Genomic DNA, 16,492 nt, shown 5'->3' with positions numbered 1-16,492 from the left:
CCAGTAGGAGCGGCCTGCTAACCCCTCTTTCGGCAGACGGTGTGCTGGAACGGTCCCGATCGGTCACCGATCCCCGTCCGGCTCGCCGTCGTCGACGAGCCGATAGGTTCTGCCCCGCCGCTTGCCGACGGCCTCGATCAGGTCGTAGTGAACCATCTTCGTCAGGTAGTTGCGCAGCGTCCGGTTCGTCTTCGGCTCGTCGACCCGTCGTTCGTACGCCGCGTAGAGTTCTCCCGGTTCGATCTCGCCGGCCTCGGCGATCACGTCGTACAGCACTCGCTGGTGTTCGATCAACCCCTCGATCGTCTTCCGGCGGATCGCCGACCGGGCGTCCGGGATCGCCGCCTCGAGGATCTCGTCGGTGATCGATTCCACTCCCTGTCGCTCCGCGCGCCGGGCCGCCGACCGGAGGATCCCGATGCCGACGCGGGCGTCGCCCGAGGCCGCGTCGGCGATCGTTCGCAACTGCGAGTCGCTCACAGCGCCCGGCTCGAGGGCTTTGTCCGTCCGCTCGGCGAGGATCGCCGCGAGCGTGTCGGTGCCGTAGCGGTCGAATCGGACCCGGGTGCCGGCGTGGAGCCGCGAGCGAACCCGATCGTCGAAGCTCGCGAACAGCTCCACCTCGCGGTTGGCGATCAACACGAGCGAGACGTGGGGGAGCCGGTGGAGGTCGTACAGCACGCCGGTCTCCTCTAGCTGGTCGACCTCGTCGAGAACGACGACGAGTGACCCGTCGTCGGCCCGCGAGAGTCGCTCGAACAGTTCGTCTTTCGGCGTCGAGCGGTGGACATCGACCGCCCGGTCGATCGCTTCGAGAATCCGATAGAGGACGCGAAACCGGGTATACTCCTGCCAACAGTTGACGTACGACAACCGGACGGTCGGCTCCTGCTCGCGCAACTGGGCGAGCGTGTAGCGAGCGATGCAGGTCTTGCCGACGCCCGTCGGGCCGAACAGGAAGGCGGGATCGGGCCGCCCGTCGGACAGCAGCGGCTCGAGGGCTTCCGAGAGGAGGGTTACCTCGTCGTGGCGATGGACCACCTCGCTGGGCACGAAATCATCGCGCAGGACGCGGCCGTCGACGATCACACCGTCCGGTTCGGTCTCGATCGCCTTAAACGACGCCGGGGTGGTTCCGAAACTTCCGAAACACCGGCCCGGCTGAGAGCCTCCCCACCGGGTGGTGCCCGTCGAGTCGCGAGCGCAGCGTTTTCTGGTCCAGAAAAACCGGACCGCTTTTCATAGCGATGCCGGAACGAAGGAGTAGACCAGTGAGTGAGGAAACTGACCTGTCGACCCTGCTTTCGGTCCTCGACGACGACTACGCACGGGATATCCTCACCCACACGAGCGTCGAACCCATGTCTGCCAGTACACTGAGCGAACGGTGTGACGCCTCCCTGCCGACGATCTACCGGCGACTCGACCGTCTCGAGGAGTGTCACCTCGTCACCGAAGAAACGGAACTCGCACCGGACGGGAACCACTACAGCGTCTACAGTGCGAACCTCGACCGGCTCGAACTGTCACTGGAGGATGGGTCGTTCTCACTCGAGTTGTCCTATCGTGAGGAAGACGTCGCCGACAAGTTCACTCGCATGTGGGAGGGGATGCGATGAGCCGGAGCGTCGTTCGGATCGACGAAGCGACACTCCTCGAGTTGCTGACCGTCGCGAGTCTCTTCCTCGTTGCCCTTTTCGGGACGATCATCGCGTATCAGGCCTACCGTGGCTACCGCCGCAACGACGCCACGTCGATGTTCTATCTCGCCGTCGGACTCCTCCTGTTGACGCTGTTCCCGTTCCTGATCAACGTCGTCATCACGACGGTCGTCGATCCGGAGCAAATCGTCATCGCACTGCTCGAGAACGTGAGTCGACTGTTGGGGCTGGTTTCGATTACCTATTCGCTGTACGGCCGCCATTGACCGGTGACGCCGTCGGACGGGGGTCGCTGAAACGACAGCCCAGAACGAGGATTTCAGCCATCGTCGACCGATACCTGGCGACCGTGTCGGGCCGAAGCGATCGGAGAGAACGCTGCGTGTACCGGCACCGAACGAAGCCGAGTGACGCAGCACGTCCCCGCACGAGGGGGGAGATAACGGGGACGCGTGGGGCGGGTGTCGCAACCCCGGATGATCGGATGCGGAACCGCGGGGGACCGCCAAGGCGTGCGGGGATGGCCTCTCTCGTCCCCCACGCTCCCTTTTCGATGCTGCCGTATTAGTACCGGAACCGCGTTTTCTCGGTCGGAAAATCCGAAAATATCGGCCGGGAACGTCCGCAGGTTCTTTGCGAGGACCGCCGTAGGAGCCGTTATGCATTATCTCGTCGGAACGGATTCCGTCCACACGACGGCAGCGGCCTGTGACTATCTCGACGGTCGGGCGACCGCCGAGGATACCGTTACCGTGATCGCCGTCGCGCCGGCCGGCGATCCGTCGGCCCGTCGGGACGGCCAGGAAGCGCTGAACGTCGCTCCCGTTCGGCTCGCCACCGTCGGCGAGGTCGAGACGGCGCTTCGATCGGGACCCCCCGCCGAGACGCTCCGCGAGGCGGCGGCCGAGCACGAGGTCGACGAGATCGTCGTCGGGGCCCACAGCGGCGATCCCGAGGCGACGCGCGAACTCGGTTCAACCGCGCAAGGGCTCCTCGCGGCTGCGAGCCGGCCGGTCGTCGTCGTTCCGATCCCCGATCTCTCCGATTAGAAGGGGAACAGCGAGTCGGCCTCGAGGTCGCGCTCGAGGAGTTCGATCTCGTGGCCGTCCTGGTCTTTCGTGAAGGCGTACATGTCGTCGCAGCTCTCGGGGTCGCGGTAGTCGGCGGCGTCGCGTTCCATGAGCTGCTCCCAGTCCTCGTGGAGGTCGTCGAGGCGGACACAGAGGTGCCCCCAGGCGTCGCCCATGTCGTACGTGCGACCGTCGTAGTTGTAGGTGAGTTCGACGGCCATCGACTCGTCGGCCGCGTCCCGTGGCTCGACGAAGTAGTTCGCGAACGTGTCGGATTCCCAGCGGCGGGTTTCGTCGTACTCGAACTTGCGGGTCCAGAAGCCAAGCGCCTCGTCGGCGTCCTCGACGCGGATCATCGTGTGATCGAGCGACCAGAGCGCACCCTCCTCGCGCTGGACGATCTCGATCTCGTGGCCGTCGGGGTCTTTCACGAACGCGTAGCGACCGCCACAGGATTCGGGATCGCGGTAGTCCGCGACGCCCTCGTCCATCAGTTGCTGGTAGTACTCCTCGAGTTCGCCCTCGGGGACCCGTACTGCGATGTGGCCCCAGGCGTCGCCCACCTCGGGCTCCTCGCCCTCGTTGTGGGTGATCTCGAGCATCGCGCCGTCCTCGTGCATCTCCTCGGGCCCGAGATAGACGATCGTGAAGCCGTCGCCCTCGTAGCGATCCTTCTCCTCGTACTCGAGGTGGGTCTGGTACCAGTCGAGCGATTCCTCGAGGTCGGCGACGCGGATCATGGTGTGGTCGAGCGTTCCGTCCATAGACGATCACTGGCCTGCAGCCGGCAAAAATATGGCGGAGGTGGTGACCTAGTCGAGGTCTTCCGGGGCGGATCCGGGTTCGGCGTCCGGCGTTCGATCCGTGCGGTCGACATCGACCGAGGACGCCCTGGGAACGAGGCCCTTACGCTGGGCATCCAACGCCGACAGTCCGTACACGAGTCCGACCAGCAAGACGACTCCCAGCGGCAGGAAGAGTACGGGTGAGACGCCCAAGAAGCCATAGAGCGCGTAACAGACGATCACGACGAACAGGACGGTGCCGGCGTAGTAGAGCTGCGTGCGGATGTGATCGATGAGGTCTGCACCGGTGAACGTCGCCGAGAGGACCGAGGTGTCGGAGATCGGCGACGAGTGGTCCCCGAAGATCGCACCCGAGAACACCGCGCCGACCATCACCGGCATGAGTTCGAACGTGCCGGTGAGTTCGTAGGCGACGCGGATCGAGATCGGCGTGACGATACCCATCGTCGCCCACGACGACCCCATGGTGAACGCGACGAACGCGGACACGAGCAACACGACGATCGGGAGGATGGCCGGTGAGACGACCCCTTCCGCGATGCCGGCGACGTAGCTGCCCGTGCCGAGTTCCTCGGCGACCGCACTAATCGACCATGCGAGGACCAAAATCGTCACCGCGGTCAGCATGAGGGCGAACCCGTCGAGCACCGTCTCGACGCCGTCACCGAGATCGAAGAGGTCGTAGGCCAGTCCGAAGAGGATCAGGGTCGCGACCATCGCGAACGACCCCCAGACGAGCGCGGCCGCGAAGTCGCCGGCACCGACGACGTCGACCAGTACCTGCACGAGGCCGTCGTTGCCGACGGCCGTCTCGAGCGACGTCGGTGCACCCGCCTCGGCCTGGTCCGAGACCCACGTCTGATAGCCGGTCCAGAACGCCCCGGAGAGCGTGACCGCGATCAGCACGACGATCGGTGCGAAGAACGTCCGGAGCATCGGCCGCTCCTCGATCGGCGTACCCAGATCCTTCTCGACCTCCTGGAGGGGCTGGGCCTCGTCGCGGTTTACCTTCCCCGTCCGCCAGGATCGGTGTTCGGCGTCGAGCATCTCCCCGTAGTCACGCTGTGAGAGGACGATGATGCCCACCATCACGATCGCCAATAGCGAATACGTATTGAACGGAATCGAACTAACGAACGTCTGGAACGCCCCCGGCGTGTCGGCCGCGGCGAGGGCGTACTCCTCGCTCTCGACGAGGGCGGTGTATCCCTCGTCGATCATCGACAGCTGGAAGGCGACCCAACTCGAGAGGCCGATCGTCGCCACGGGCGCGGCCGTCGAGTCGACGATGTAGGAGAGCTTTTCCCGGGAGATGCGCATCCGATCGGAAATCTCGCGCATCGTACTGCCGACGATCGCCGTGTTGGCGTAATCGTCGAAAAACAGGAGCATTCCCAGTATCCACGTCGCCGCTCCGGCGTTGCGCGGAGTCTCGAGGCGGCTGGTCGCCCAGTTTCCGACGGCGGTCGCACCGCCGAGTCGCCAGATGAGTGCGACGCCCGATCCCAGCAACAGGGTGAAGATCAGGATCTGTGCGTGAAACATGTCCGCCATCGACTCGGCGATCCAGTCGAACGTTTGTCCGATGCCGATACTCCCGGTTGCGATAACGCCGCCCGACCAGATCCCCAGGAACAGCGAGAGGATCGGCCGCCGCGTCCAGATCGCGAGGACGATCGCGAGCAGCGGCGGGGCGAGCGAGAGTGCGCCGAAATCAGCCATACCTACATAGTCTTCGGGCAGTCGTATATTTTTCACCGTTTCGATGGAGTTAATGGTAAATAAAATGCCAGATATGGTTGGTGTGTGTGGAAAGGACTGTTTCAAACCCTCAAAATTCTATAAATTCATATCATTTCGAATGGGGGCCCCTATGAAACATTTCCAGAACGCGTGTCGAGACGATACGTATTGGCGACGGGACCGGATCGGCTACCGACGCAGAATCAGTTTCAACACGTCCTCGTCCTCGAGGACGTGATCCTTCCCGACCTGCTGTTGGTCGTGGGCGGCACTGGGTCCGGTCACCCGCGCGAAGCGGAATCGCTCTTCCATCTCCCCACCGAGTTTCTCGATGGCCTCGCCGACGGTGGTCCCCTGCTCGACGACGAGCGGTTCCTCCCAGTCGATGCCGCGACCGGGTTTGTCCATATAGACGCGGATGAGGCCCAGTCGCTCCCAGATCCGATCTTTGAGCACGTCGAGCCCTTTCTCCTCTTCGGCGCTGATGAAGGTGACTTCCTCGGGGTCGAGATCGCGCTGGCGCAACTGCTCGTCGACGGTCTCCTTGTAGTCGGGATCGATCAGGTCGACCTTGTTGACGCAGGTGATCGAGGGGATGTACTCCCGGTTTTCCATCAGTCCGTCGACAAGCCGGTCGATGGAGAGGTTCTCCTGGAGGTTCAGATCGGCGTTGACGTAGCCGTGCTCGCGGAGGACGTCCTTGATCGTCTTCTCGTCGAGATCCTGGTCGGTACTCGAGGTGATCTTGATTCCGTCTTTGATCTTCGGTCGGACCGTGACCTTCGGGGGCTCCTGGTCGACGCGGATGTTGATGTCGTAGAGCTCTTCCTGGAGCCGATCGTACTGCTCGATTTCGAACACCGAGAGCATGAAGATGATCAAGTCGGCGTTCCGAACGACTGCGAGCACCTGCTGGCCGCCGCCTTTGCCCGCCGCCGCGCCCTCGATCAGTCCCGGCACGTCCAGCAACTGGATGTTCGCACCGCGGTGGTTCAGCATGCCCGGATTGACGTCTAGGGTCGTGAACTCGTACGAGCCGGTCTCGCTCTCGGCGTTGGTCAGCGAGTTCAACAGGGAGGACTTGCCGACGCTCGGGAACCCGACCAGGGCGACGGTCGCGTCGCCGTGTTTCTCGACGGAGTAGCCGCCGCCACCGCCGGAGCCGGACTGCTGGTTCTCGAGTTTCTCCTTTTTCTCCGCGAGCTTGGACTTCAGCCGGCCGATGTGGGCCTCCGTCGACTTGTTGTAGGGCGTATTGGCGATTTCCTCCTCGATTGCCTCGATTTCATCCTCGAGCCCCATTTGTCCGTACACAACCGGTCGTGCCGAAAAACCCTTTCGAGACACGGGCTGAACGAACACGGCGCGACGACCCCAACCGACCCAACTGCCCCGTCGCCGTCGCTCCTGACTCCGCGTCGCTCTCCTGCTGTCGAACGGACACTCGTTCCCTCCGACGTGTTCGTCTCACTAACGTTGTATTAGCTATACCGTCCTGTAGGACGTATGATACCACATGCGACGGCGAGAATACGTTACGGCGGTTGGAAGTACTGCGGGGGCCTTCGCAACCGCAGGGGTGGGTGGCGCCCAGACGGGTTCCCTCGAGCGCGTGTGTCCGACGGAGCGCGCGACGGCGGTCCGACCCGGCGACGATATTCTGTTCGAGGCCGCGGCGACCCCGCCGGTGGAGCCGTCGGCAACCGACTGGCGAGTGGACGGCGCCGATGGCCACGACGTCGCGCCCAACGCCCCGTTCTATAGTTACACGGACATCACGGGGCATCCGGCCGCCTACGGTCGGTTCGACGAGGTCGGAACGTACGACGTGAGCCTCGTCGTCGACGGGACGACCCTCTCCTGGACGGTCGAGGTCACCGAGAACGCGCCGGCGGCACCGAGTATCGACGTGACGTGCGACCCGGGGCCGGACGCCACGGTGACCGTCCACGACGAGATCGAAGTGACTGCAGTCGCCGCCGACGACGGGGGGACGCTCCGCCGGCTCTTCTGGCAGGAAGGGCGCAACGCTACCTACGTCGACCGCGCCGATCTGTCGGGGGCGACGGCGACGGTCACGTACGAGACGACCGGGGGGAACGCCATCTGGTTCATCGGCGAGTATCCGATGATGGCGTGGGTCGCCTGCCGTGACGGGCGGCTCTCGGCCGCTCGAGCCGACGGCCCGTCGGTCACGGCGTTTCACGACGTCGCGATCACCGACACGAACGCACCGGTTCGTGCCGGCGACGATCTCGTCGTCGAGGCCGAAATCGAGCCCCAGGGGAGTTCCACGTATCACGCGTTCGTCGACGTCGAGACCGATCTGATCGTCGGCCACGATCCCACCCACGTCGACAGCGAGACGGTCGACGTCTTCACGGGACAGCGCGAGTCCGTCCGCCTCGAGTTCACGACGGCCACCGTCCGCAACACGCAGACGTTCCCGGTCCGCGTCGAGACCGCCCACGCCACCTCGGAGACCGACGTCACCGTCATCGGAACCGACGATACCGGTTCGCAGGGTCACCTCGAGGTGACCGGTCTCGAGACGAACGCGCCGGTGACGGGCGGGGAGCGCCTCGAGGCGACGGCGACGCTCGCGAACACGGGTGACGGACCGGCAAGTCGCGAGGTCGAGTTCGTCGTCGGCCACGATCCGACGACGGTCGATACGGCGGACGTGGTCGTCGCCGCGGGCGAGACGGAGACGGTCTCGCTGGGCTACGAGACCTATCCCGTCAGGAACGACGACGAGTTCCCCGTCCGCGTGCGGACGGGCGACGACAGCGCCGTCCAGTCGGTGCTCGTTTACGGGCGAGACGACGGTGAGCAGGGGAACGCGACGGTCGCCGTGTCGATTACCGGGACGAACGCGCCGGTCTCCGGTGGTGAGTGGCTCTCGGTAACCGCCGCCCTCGAGAACACGGGCACCGCGACCGGTACGCACGAAATCGAACTCGTCGTCGGCCACACGCCCGAGGTCGTCGATTCCACGAGTGTGCGCCTCGCGCCGGGTGAGACGGGTACCGTTTCCCTGGGGTACGAAACCTATCCCGTCTCGACCGACGACAGCTTCCCGGTCGTGGTCCGGTCACCCCACGCGAGCGACAGCCGGACGGTGACGGTTTTCGGAACGGACTGAGTCCGGTCCCTTACCACTCGGGGTGTGTCGGCGCGTCGAACCCACCGCGGACGAGCGGCTTCGCGATGTGTCGGCGGGCACACGGGGGAACCTCGTACCAGCCGCGCTCGAGGTCGCGCTCGAGGGGCCGCTTAGCTTTCCCCGCAGTCCCGGTCCCACACGATCGACACCGATAGCCCTGGTTCCGACCGGCGCTGTCCATCGTTCGCCCGCAATCGGGACAGGTCGGCGTGACCCGCTCGGTCCGGACGAGACCGCGGACGGCGAACTTCTCGAGCTTTAGCGTCCCGTCGCTCACCTCGCCGCAGACGGACACGTGGTCGCCGACGCGGAGGCGTCGCACCCGATCCCGGAATCGTTTGGTCGGCTCGAAGGCGACACAGGGCAACCCCTCGCTCGCTCCCGCTCGGGATTCGTCTTCGGTCGCAGTCGGGGCCGCGAGGTCGACGAAGACGTGACCGCCACGGCGCGTTTCGGGCTCGCTCGCGACCCGGCCCTCGAGCCGATAGGCGCGCCCGTCGTCGAGGTCGCCGATCGAACCGTTTCGGAGGTGGACGTCCGTCCCCTGATTCGTCACGAACGACTGGGTCGCGGCGACGGGTTCGCTCTCGATACGCTCGGCGACCGACCGGACCGCGTCCGGATCGTCGCCGCGGATTCCATGCAGGATCGGACCGGGCGTGTGAGGGACGCAGACGGGTTCGTCCTCGCCGCGGTCGACCGTATCCCAGACCTCGGGGTAGCCCCACTCCGCCGCCTCGAAGACGCTCTCGGGATCGACCTCGCGGGGCGTCCCCCAGCGGTCGGGCTCGCGATAGGAGATGTACTCGTGGGTCCACTCCGCGAGGGCTGCCCAGGCACCGATGGCGGCCAGCGCGCCGATCCGACCGCGGCCGTTGCCGGCGTGCCACGACCGGTAGCCACAGCGTTCGGCGAGGGCTCCGGCGTCGGCGGGCTCGAGACGGTCGCGGATCGCCGCCAGCGCGAATCGCCCGACGTCGCGGGGAATCGCGCCCTCCTCGGCGGCGTGGTCCGCGACGACGAGCCCCGGATTCGTCCGCTCGTCCCCGGTTTCGGCCAGTTCCTCGAGTCGGTCGCGGGCGATCGCGAACGCGCGGTCGGGATCGCAGTCGGTGTGGATCGCCAGCGCGGCGTTCCCCCGCGTCTTGTACTCGATGGCGGGGTTGAGTCGCACGAGGAGGATTCGCTGGACCGACCACTCGCTTCGACGCAGTTGCTCGGCGATCTGCGCGGCGACGTACGTCGTACACATCCCGCGTTCGCGCGAGTCGGTATCGTCGAGGCCGACGACGGTCATCGACGGTGCTTGGCGGGGGAACGGGTAACCCCTTTCGGGAGCGGCCGCTCTCTCGCGGTCACCGAGCAGTGGGATCGTGGCGTTCGATCACGCCTCCGTTCGGATCCTCCCCCGTATGATACTGAAATTCAGAAACCATTTCAAACTGATACTCTATGCACCTCTCACAGTATGTTCCGGTGGTTACAGTCCAAACCGTTCCAACAACAGATCGTGATACTCGCGCTCGTTCTCGATCCGCTCGGGTTTACGACGGGCTACCTTCTGGCTCCGTCGCTCGATGTCGAACCGCTCATGGGCGGGGTATACGGGTTGGTCGCAGCGAGCCTCCCGCTCTCGATGTGGGTTCTGCGCTACGCCAGCCAGTAGGGTGCTCGACCGGACGGGTGCCACGTACTCGAGGGCCGGCCCGTCGATACAGCAGCGAGGTGTACGATCCTGGTGGTATCGCTCGCGGCATCAGGGCATCGCCGAGCCGGGGAAACCCGTATATAAGTATACCTCCGGTACGGCGGCCAATCGCGACACGGCACACGGATACCCTGGGGAAAACGTCTTATAGGAGGAATCGCTTACAACCCCGTATGTCCCGCTCCGCACTTGTCGGCAACGTGACCGCGATGTTAGAGGACGCGGGATTCGCGGTAAGCGCTCGGTGTGCGATCCGACCGAAGAGCTTCGATATCGCCGCGCGCCGCGGCGAGGACCTCATCCTCGTCAAGATCCTCGCGAACATCGACGCGTTCAACGAGGCGACGGGCCACGAGATGCGCCGGCTGGGGACCTATCTGGGTGCGACGCCGCTGGTCATCGGCCTGCGCAGTCGCGACGAGGATCTCAAACCCGACGTCGTCTACTTCCGTCACGGCGTCCCCGTTTTCAGCCCCGATACGGCGTACAACCTGTTCATCGAGGAGGTCCCGCCGCTGATCTACGCCGCACCCGGCGGCCTCTACGTCAACATCGACGGTGACCTGCTGGCCGACGAACGCGAGGACCGCGACTGGAGTCTCGGCCAACTCGCCAGCGAACTCGGCGTCTCCCGACGAACCGTTTCGAAGTACGAAGACGGCATGAACGCCTCCGTCGAGGTCGCGATGGACCTCGAGGAGCTGTTCGAGGCTCCCCTGACGAGCCCCGTCGACGTCCTCGAGGGGGCCGAGGACGTTCACGAGAGCGAGGCGACGCCGGACGACCCCGAGGCGGATCCGGACGACGAACAGGTAGTTGCCGTCCTCACGCGGGCCGGGTACAGCGTTCATCCGACGGCCCGATCGCCGTTTACGGCCGTCAGCGAGGACGAAGACGACAGCGACATCGTCCTCACCGGCCACTCGAAGTTTACCAAGGCGGCGGAGAAACGCGCCCGAATCATGAGTTCGATCGGGCAGGTCACGCGCACGCGATCCGTCTACGTCGTCGATCGGGCGAAACAGGACTCCGTCGACGGTACCGCGCTGGTCGAGCGCGACGAACTCGCGAAGCTCCGGAACGCCGACGAGCTTCGGGACGTCATCCGGGAGCGCTCCGAACACGAAGAGGCGGCCTGATCGCGTTCACTGAATTCTCCGTATCGTTTCGGCGGCTACTGTAGACGCGCGGTGGGCGACGGCGTCGGAACTCTCCGTCTCATACGGTCTCCTGTCCGTCAGTGCCGGTGGGACCGCGACCGCCCTGCGGTTCCACCGGAAATCGGGACAGCAAACCGGCTCAGGCGTACGTCTCCTCGAGATACTCGACGATGTCGTCGCTCTCGTTCATGCCCTCGACGCCGTTTGCCTCGTCGTTGATGACCGGGACGCCGGTCTGGCCGCTGACGTTCTCGACCTCGGTGCGGTCGCCGTGGGAGCGAGGCACCTCGATGACGTCGTACTCGAGTTCGAGGTCGTCGAGCTTCGATCGGACCTTCGCACAGTACGGGCAGCCGGGGAGTTCGTACAGCGTGATATCTGCCATGGTGAACGAAAGTAGGGGCCTCGAGCCGTATGAACGCGTGGGTAGCGGCGGTCTCCGGGATCGGTAGGGAAACCATACAACGGTCTGGAATCGGACGCGTGACCTGCAACTAGCCGACGATGCCGCTCGTGTGGACGTAGAAGTAACCCACGAGGACGGCGGCCATGAGCCACTGACCGAGGCGGACGTCGTCGAGTTCACCCATCGCAGCCTTGAGGATCGGGAACGCGATGATACCGGCCGCGAGGCCGTTGGCGATCGAGTAGGTCAGCGGCATGATCGTGATCGTCAGCCCCGCGGAGACGGCCCACGCCGGATCGTCCCAGTCGATGTCGAGGACGCCCTGTAACATGATGATCCCGACGACGACGAGCGCGATGAACGACGCGTACGCGGGAATCATCGCGATCAGCGGAATAAGCACGAGCGTGGCGAGGAACAGGATTCCGACGACGAGCGCCGTCAACCCCGTCCGGCCCCCTTCTTCGACGCCGGTCGAGGATTCGACGTACGTCGTCACGGTCGACGTCCCGACCATCGCGCCGACGGTCGTCCCGATCGCGTCGGCCATCAGCGGTTTGTCGATGTCGGGAAGGTTGCCGTCTTCGTCGAGGAAGCCGCCGAATTGCGAGACGCCGATGAGCGTCCCGGCGGTGTCGAAGAAGTCCACGAAGAAGAACGTGAAGACGACCAGCGTGAACGTGAACGGATCGATGTCTCGGAGCCCGTCGACGAAGGCGAACAGCAGCGGAGAGATGTCGTACTGCGGGGAGGTTACGACCGCAAACGATAGCTGTCCCTCCTCGCTCAGCAGTGCCGTCGGCAGAACCGACGTCGGGCTGGCCAGCCCCGTGAAGTACGTAAGCCAGCCGGCGACGGACGTACCGAAGATACCGAGGATGATCGAGCCGGTGATGTCACGCGCCCAGAGTACGAACGTCAGGAAGAGACCGAACAGGCCGAGCAGAGCCGCCGGGTTCGTCGCGATGTCACCGAGCGCGACGGCGGTCGCTTCGTCCGGAACCACGACGCCCATCTCTTGCAGTCCGATGAACAGCAGGAAGATCCCGATCCCCGCGCCGACGGAGAACTTCACCGGCTCCGGGAACAGCCTGATGACGTACTCTCGAGCGCCGACTGCCGTGATGACGATGAAAACGATCCCCTCGACGAACACGGCTGCGAGGGCCGTCTCCCACGGGATCCCCATCCCGATAACGACCGTGTACGCGAAGAAGACGTTCAACCCCATGCCGGGGGCGAGTCCGAACGGTCTGTTCGCGTAGAACGCCATCACGAAGATGGCGACCGCCGACGCGATGATCGTCCCGATAGCGATCATCTGGACGACCTGCAAGTAGGAGTAGCCGGGAATCTCGATCGCGTCCGCCAGGATGAACGGATTGACCAGGATGATATACGACATCGCGAGGAAGGTCGTCACTCCCGCGATGGTCTCGGTACCGACGTCGGAGTCGTGTTCAGCGAGTCCGAAGTAATTCTCGAGTGCCCCCATATTGGATGTCCGAGCATAACCACACCGGTTAGTTAAACGTTCTTGTCCCGATCGGCGAGCAGTATATGCAAGTATGTGTATATTCGGTGGCGAAGCGGAATCGGAAGTGAGACCGATCAACTGCCTGCCCAGTCGCTCGACTCGGTCATCCGACTGAACGACACATAGTAGCGAGACGGACCAACGTATTTGACCTCGGAGCGCGTACCACGGTAGCATGAGGTTCGTCATCGTGGGTTATGGCCGGGTCGGCTCGCGGACGGCAACGATTCTCGCCGAGGAGGGCCACGAGGTCGTCATCGTCGACAACGACGTCGACCGCATCGACCGTGCCAGCAACGACGGGCTCGAGACGGTCCGTGGTGACGGATCGGACGAGGACGTACTCGTCGACGCCGGGATCGAAACCGCCGACGCGATCGGCGCGTTCACGCCGGATCTCAACGCCAACTTCGCGGCCTGTATGGTCGGGACTCACCACGGCTGTCGCACCGTCCTGCGGATCGACGAGGACTACCGCGAGGACATCTACGAGAAGTACGCCGAGGAGGTCGACGAGATCATTTACCCCGAGCGGCTGGGCGCTGCGGGTGCGAAGACAGCCCTCCTTGGCGGCGATTTCAACGTCGTCGCCGACCTCGCCGCGAACCTCCAGTTGACCGTCCTCGAGATTCAGGCGGGGTCGCCGGCGGTCGGGAAACGAATGAGCGAACTCGACCTCCCCGAGACTGCACGGATCTACGCCCACGGTCGCGCACGCGAACCGCTGACGATTCCGCTCCCGGGTACCGAACTCGAGGTCGGTGACGAGGTCGCGGTCATCACCGAAACCGATCGGTCGGACGCGGTTCGGTCGGCGTTGTTGCCCGCGAACGCCTGAGGACGAACGGGTTCCGTCCGCCAACAGTACACTCCTCGGCGGACCGGTCGTCGATTCGAAAGGGGAGGGGAGAGGAACGGGAGCAGGCGCGCAGCGGCGGGATGGGGGGGAAGGAAACCGCCACGCGCCTGTTCGTTTCGTCGTCCCGGTACCAAATAAAACCGCGTCAGACGACCGCCCGACGGAAGTCGGACGCACCCCCCTCGCCGTTCAGTTTTCCGTTTCGGACGCCGCCTCGGGTCGGAAGACGAGGACGTTCTGGTGGACCATCGAAGGGACGAAAGAGAAGGGGTAGCCGTAGACGTGCAGGTCCTTCGTCGGATCGTACCAGATCAGGTTCGCCGCGAGCGTCAGCGGTGCAGTCGACTCGATCGCCCGCGCGAGATCCGCCGAGAGGAACTCGTAGGACTGGTCGCGGTACATGTCGCCGATGAAGACGACGACGTGGCCGTCCGGTGCGACGGCGTCCGTAAACCGGCCGAACGTGGTCGCCATACCGGCCAGCCAGTCGGCTTTCGTCCGACGATCGTCGGTCCCCTCGGCCGCATCGACGGCAGCCTCGTCGGTCGTCCCGCCGTCGAACGACCCCAGTTTGCTCTCTCGAGTCGCCCGCTCGTTGCGCGTCTGCTCGCGTTCGTCCATGTCCCAGTAGGGAACGTCGGTCAACAGGAGGTCGACGGATTCGTCAGGCACGTCGTCGATCAGATCGACACAGTCGCCGTGTCGGATGTCCTGTTCGGCGAGCGGTGGCTCGCCGCGTGCACGGCGCTCTTCGTTTTCCGCCGCGAGAACCTCCCGGTAGATCTCGATCCAGCGCTCGGTGCGCTCGAAGCCGATCGCCTCCCGGAGACCGGTGCCGTCGTGTTCGCAGAAACTCGCGCCGAGCAGGGTCCCGCCGACGCCTGCGAAGGGATCGAGGACGGTGTCGCCGGCTTTGCTGAACCGGCCGATCAGGTCCGCACAGAGTCGCGGCGGTTTCTGGCCGCCGTGTTCGCTGCGCAGATCGTGCTGGACGGCGGGCGGGTACCCCTCCGCGATCACGGACTTCGTGGCGTACTTCCACTCCTTGCCCGTGAGGTCGTTCACCCGGTTGCGCTCGTCGTAGATCCCGCGTCCCTCCACGTAACGCTGGTGGTCGGCCAGGTCGTCGGTATCGATCACCTCGCCGTCCTCGACCGGCAGGGACTCCTCCCGTGCACGGTCGGCGTCGAAGGCGCCGTCGTCGTCCGTGAACAGGCGGCTCTGGCGGTGTCGATCCCCGTCGTCTGCCATACCTCGAGTCCTCACGCGAACCGTTTAAACGCTTGCGCATCCCTTCGAACGGGCCGCGTCGACCGGTGACGCACCTGCCCGGGTCTTTTGTGGGAGCCGTCCGAAAGGGTTCGCCACGATGGTCCTCGTTGGAGACGTCGTCTTACTCGTCACCGCCGTTTTCGGTCTGTGGATCGGTGCCCGCCTGCTCGTGACCGGTGCCTCGAGACTCGCCAGTGCGGCGGGGGTCTCGGCGCTCGTCGTCGGACTCACGGTGGTCGCTTTCGGGACTTCCGCGCCGGAGATCGTCGTCTCGACCGGTGCAGCGCTCGAAGGCCAGGGCGATATCTCGGTCGGAAACGTCGTCGGATCGAATCTATTCAATCTCGCCGTGTGTCTCGGGGTCGTGGCCGTTCTCTCGCCGTTTCGGGTCTCCGAAACGCTGCTCCGTCGGGATGCGCTCGCGATGGCGGCCTCGACCGTCGTCGCGACCGTCGTCCTCGCAGACGGCATCGTCACGCGGCCCGACGGAGGCATCCTCCTCGTGTTACTGAGTGTGTATCTCGGGGCCCTCGGGGTTGCGGTCCGGAACCGCGGTGACACGGACGTCGTGGGGACCGAGCCACTCGAGGGGGCCGACGTGGCGACGGCCGCTCCCGTCGGGTCCGACGGAGACGACGGCCCGAAGGTGGGTCTCGGCCGGGAGATCGTCCGCATTCTGTTCGGCCTCGTCCTCGTGATCGTCGGCGGGCGTGCGCTGGTCGAGGCGGCGGTCGGATTGGCCCTGGCGGTCGGGGTCTCGGAATGGGTCGTCGGCGCGACGATCGTCGCCACCGGGACCTCGCTGCCGGAACTCGTGACCTCGGTCGTGGCTGCTCGCGGAGATAACGTCAGCATCGCTGCGGGCAACGTCATCGGGTCGAACGTCTTCAATGCCCTCGGTGTCCTGGGAATCGCGGCGGTAGCCCGCCCGCTGACAGTCGACCCGGCCGTCTTCCTCGGGCTGGCGTGGCTCGCCGTGGTGACCGTCTTGGCCACGGTGGTACTCGCGACGGGCCGGACGCTCACTCGCCTCGAGGGAGTCGTCCTCGTCGCACTCGGTGTGAGCTACTGGGTCGTCAGTATAGCCGCTTGACAAGAGGGCGT

Annotated in this window: 16 protein-coding genes; 8 read left to right on the top strand and 8 right to left on the bottom strand. The window is 65.0% G+C overall.

Going from position 1 to position 16,492, the window contains the following annotated elements; genetic code table 11:
- Positions 1 to 63 precede the first annotated feature (63 nt).
- Positions 64 to 1,089: a Cdc6/Cdc18 family protein gene (locus tag CP557_RS05450; protein WP_097378978.1), complete on the bottom strand. Its 1,026-nt coding sequence runs from the start codon at positions 1,087 to 1,089 to the stop codon at positions 64 to 66.
- 182 nt (positions 1,090 to 1,271) lie between these two features.
- Between CP557_RS05450 and CP557_RS05445 the strand changes: the two genes are divergently transcribed.
- The 3 genes from CP557_RS05445 to CP557_RS05435 all read left to right on the top strand — a co-directional run bounded on the left by CP557_RS05445 (position 1,272) and on the right by CP557_RS05435 (position 2,710).
- A complete protein-coding gene (locus CP557_RS05445) occupies positions 1,272 to 1,619 on the top strand; it encodes an ArsR/SmtB family transcription factor (protein WP_097378977.1) in 348 nt (115 codons plus the stop codon).
- The gene (locus CP557_RS05440) at positions 1,616 to 1,927 is read left to right on the top strand and encodes a DUF7521 family protein (protein WP_097378976.1); all 312 of its coding nucleotides are present in this window, start codon (positions 1,616 to 1,618) and stop codon (positions 1,925 to 1,927) included. The genes CP557_RS05445 and CP557_RS05440 overlap by 4 nt, the downstream gene beginning before the upstream one ends.
- A 393-nt stretch (positions 1,928 to 2,320) precedes the next feature.
- Positions 2,321 to 2,710 (top strand): universal stress protein, encoded by a 390-nt coding sequence (locus CP557_RS05435; protein WP_097378975.1) that lies wholly within the window; start codon positions 2,321 to 2,323, stop codon positions 2,708 to 2,710.
- Here CP557_RS05435 and CP557_RS05430 read toward each other — a convergent pair.
- The 3 genes from CP557_RS05430 to CP557_RS05420 all read right to left on the bottom strand — a co-directional run bounded on the left by CP557_RS05430 (position 2,707) and on the right by CP557_RS05420 (position 6,582).
- Positions 2,707 to 3,495, bottom strand: a complete 789-nt coding sequence (locus tag CP557_RS05430; protein WP_097378974.1) for a VOC family protein — start codon at positions 3,493 to 3,495, stop codon at positions 2,707 to 2,709. The two genes, CP557_RS05435 and CP557_RS05430, sit on opposite strands and share 4 nt — an antisense overlap.
- Positions 3,496 to 3,543: 48 nt before the next feature.
- Complete coding sequence (locus CP557_RS05425; protein ID WP_097378973.1) at positions 3,544 to 5,259, bottom strand: Na+/H+ antiporter NhaC family protein; 1,716 nt, start codon at positions 5,257 to 5,259, stop codon at positions 3,544 to 3,546.
- Positions 5,260 to 5,469: 210 nt separating this feature from the next.
- Positions 5,470 to 6,582, bottom strand: a complete 1,113-nt coding sequence (locus CP557_RS05420) for an OBG GTPase family GTP-binding protein (protein ID WP_097378972.1) — start codon at positions 6,580 to 6,582, stop codon at positions 5,470 to 5,472.
- Positions 6,583 to 6,796: 214 nt separating this feature from the next.
- Here CP557_RS05420 and CP557_RS05415 point away from each other — a divergent pair, with 214 nt between their 5' ends.
- Complete coding sequence (locus tag CP557_RS05415) at positions 6,797 to 8,425, top strand: COG1361 family protein (RefSeq protein ID WP_097378971.1); 1,629 nt, start codon at positions 6,797 to 6,799, stop codon at positions 8,423 to 8,425.
- Positions 8,426 to 8,435: 10 nt separating this feature from the next.
- On the opposite strand, the gene CP557_RS05410 is transcribed toward CP557_RS05415, so the two are convergent.
- Complete coding sequence (locus tag CP557_RS05410) at positions 8,436 to 9,743, bottom strand: tRNA(Ile)(2)-agmatinylcytidine synthase (RefSeq protein WP_097378970.1); 1,308 nt, start codon at positions 9,741 to 9,743, stop codon at positions 8,436 to 8,438.
- Between the two features lie 171 nt (positions 9,744 to 9,914).
- On the opposite strand from CP557_RS05410, the gene CP557_RS05405 reads away from it, so the two are divergent.
- Positions 9,915 to 10,112 carry a hypothetical protein gene (locus CP557_RS05405; RefSeq protein ID WP_097378969.1) on the top strand — a complete coding sequence of 66 codons (198 nt, stop codon included), beginning with the start codon at positions 9,915 to 9,917 and terminating at the stop codon, positions 10,110 to 10,112.
- Positions 10,113 to 10,327: 215 nt separating this feature from the next.
- Positions 10,328 to 11,293, top strand: coding sequence for a transcriptional regulator (locus tag CP557_RS05400; protein ID WP_097378968.1), 966 nt, complete (start codon positions 10,328 to 10,330; stop codon positions 11,291 to 11,293).
- A 160-nt stretch (positions 11,294 to 11,453) separates the two neighbouring features.
- Here the strand turns inward: CP557_RS05400 and CP557_RS05395 are convergent, their stop codons facing one another.
- Positions 11,454 to 11,699, bottom strand: a complete 246-nt coding sequence (locus CP557_RS05395) for a glutathione S-transferase N-terminal domain-containing protein (protein ID WP_097378967.1) — start codon at positions 11,697 to 11,699, stop codon at positions 11,454 to 11,456.
- A gap of 109 nt (positions 11,700 to 11,808) precedes the next feature.
- Positions 11,809 to 13,215, bottom strand: coding sequence for an NCS2 family permease (locus CP557_RS05390; protein WP_097378966.1), 1,407 nt, complete (start codon positions 13,213 to 13,215; stop codon positions 11,809 to 11,811).
- A 217-nt stretch (positions 13,216 to 13,432) separates the two neighbouring features.
- Here CP557_RS05390 and CP557_RS05385 point away from each other — a divergent pair, with 217 nt between their 5' ends.
- Entirely contained in the window at positions 13,433 to 14,095 is a 663-nt protein-coding gene (locus tag CP557_RS05385) for a potassium channel family protein (protein WP_097378965.1), read from the top strand.
- Between the two features lie 210 nt (positions 14,096 to 14,305).
- Here the strand turns inward: CP557_RS05385 and CP557_RS05380 are convergent, their stop codons facing one another.
- Complete coding sequence (locus tag CP557_RS05380) at positions 14,306 to 15,367, bottom strand: DNA methyltransferase (protein ID WP_097378964.1); 1,062 nt, start codon at positions 15,365 to 15,367, stop codon at positions 14,306 to 14,308.
- Between the two features lie 118 nt (positions 15,368 to 15,485).
- Here CP557_RS05380 and CP557_RS05375 point away from each other — a divergent pair, with 118 nt between their 5' ends.
- Positions 15,486 to 16,481 carry a calcium/sodium antiporter gene (locus CP557_RS05375; protein ID WP_097378963.1) on the top strand — a complete coding sequence of 332 codons (996 nt, stop codon included), beginning with the start codon at positions 15,486 to 15,488 and terminating at the stop codon, positions 16,479 to 16,481.
- Positions 16,482 to 16,492 lie beyond the last annotated feature (11 nt).

Origin of the sequence: Natrinema ejinorense (assembly GCF_002494345.1) — an archaeon.
Classification (GTDB): Archaea; Halobacteriota; Halobacteria; order Halobacteriales; family Natrialbaceae; genus Natrinema; species Natrinema longum.
The sequence above is the reverse complement of the archived record's forward strand: the minus strand, read 5'-3'. Positions and strand labels throughout refer to the sequence as shown.

Coding starts and splice junctions, on each gene's coding strand:
- CP557_RS05440 (WP_097378976.1), top strand. CDS start 1,616: ATGAGCCGGAGCGTCGTTCGGATCGACGAAGCGACACTCCTCGAGTTG.
- CP557_RS05435 (WP_097378975.1), top strand. CDS start 2,321: ATGCATTATCTCGTCGGAACGGATTCCGTCCACACGACGGCAGCGGCC.
- CP557_RS05430 (WP_097378974.1), bottom strand. CDS start 3,495: ATGGACGGAACGCTCGACCACACCATGATCCGCGTCGCCGACCTCGAG.
- CP557_RS05425 (WP_097378973.1), bottom strand. CDS start 5,259: ATGGCTGATTTCGGCGCACTCTCGCTCGCCCCGCCGCTGCTCGCGATC.
- CP557_RS05420 (WP_097378972.1), bottom strand. CDS start 6,582: ATGGGGCTCGAGGATGAAATCGAGGCAATCGAGGAGGAAATCGCCAAT.
- CP557_RS05415 (WP_097378971.1), top strand. CDS start 6,797: ATGCGACGGCGAGAATACGTTACGGCGGTTGGAAGTACTGCGGGGGCC.
- CP557_RS05410 (WP_097378970.1), bottom strand. CDS start 9,743: ATGACCGTCGTCGGCCTCGACGATACCGACTCGCGCGAACGCGGGATG.
- CP557_RS05405 (WP_097378969.1), top strand. CDS start 9,915: ATGTTCCGGTGGTTACAGTCCAAACCGTTCCAACAACAGATCGTGATA.
- CP557_RS05400 (WP_097378968.1), top strand. CDS start 10,328: ATGTCCCGCTCCGCACTTGTCGGCAACGTGACCGCGATGTTAGAGGAC.
- CP557_RS05395 (WP_097378967.1), bottom strand. CDS start 11,699: ATGGCAGATATCACGCTGTACGAACTCCCCGGCTGCCCGTACTGTGCG.
- CP557_RS05390 (WP_097378966.1), bottom strand. CDS start 13,215: ATGGGGGCACTCGAGAATTACTTCGGACTCGCTGAACACGACTCCGAC.
- CP557_RS05385 (WP_097378965.1), top strand. CDS start 13,433: ATGAGGTTCGTCATCGTGGGTTATGGCCGGGTCGGCTCGCGGACGGCA.
- CP557_RS05380 (WP_097378964.1), bottom strand. CDS start 15,367: ATGGCAGACGACGGGGATCGACACCGCCAGAGCCGCCTGTTCACGGAC.
- CP557_RS05375 (WP_097378963.1), top strand. CDS start 15,486: ATGGTCCTCGTTGGAGACGTCGTCTTACTCGTCACCGCCGTTTTCGGT.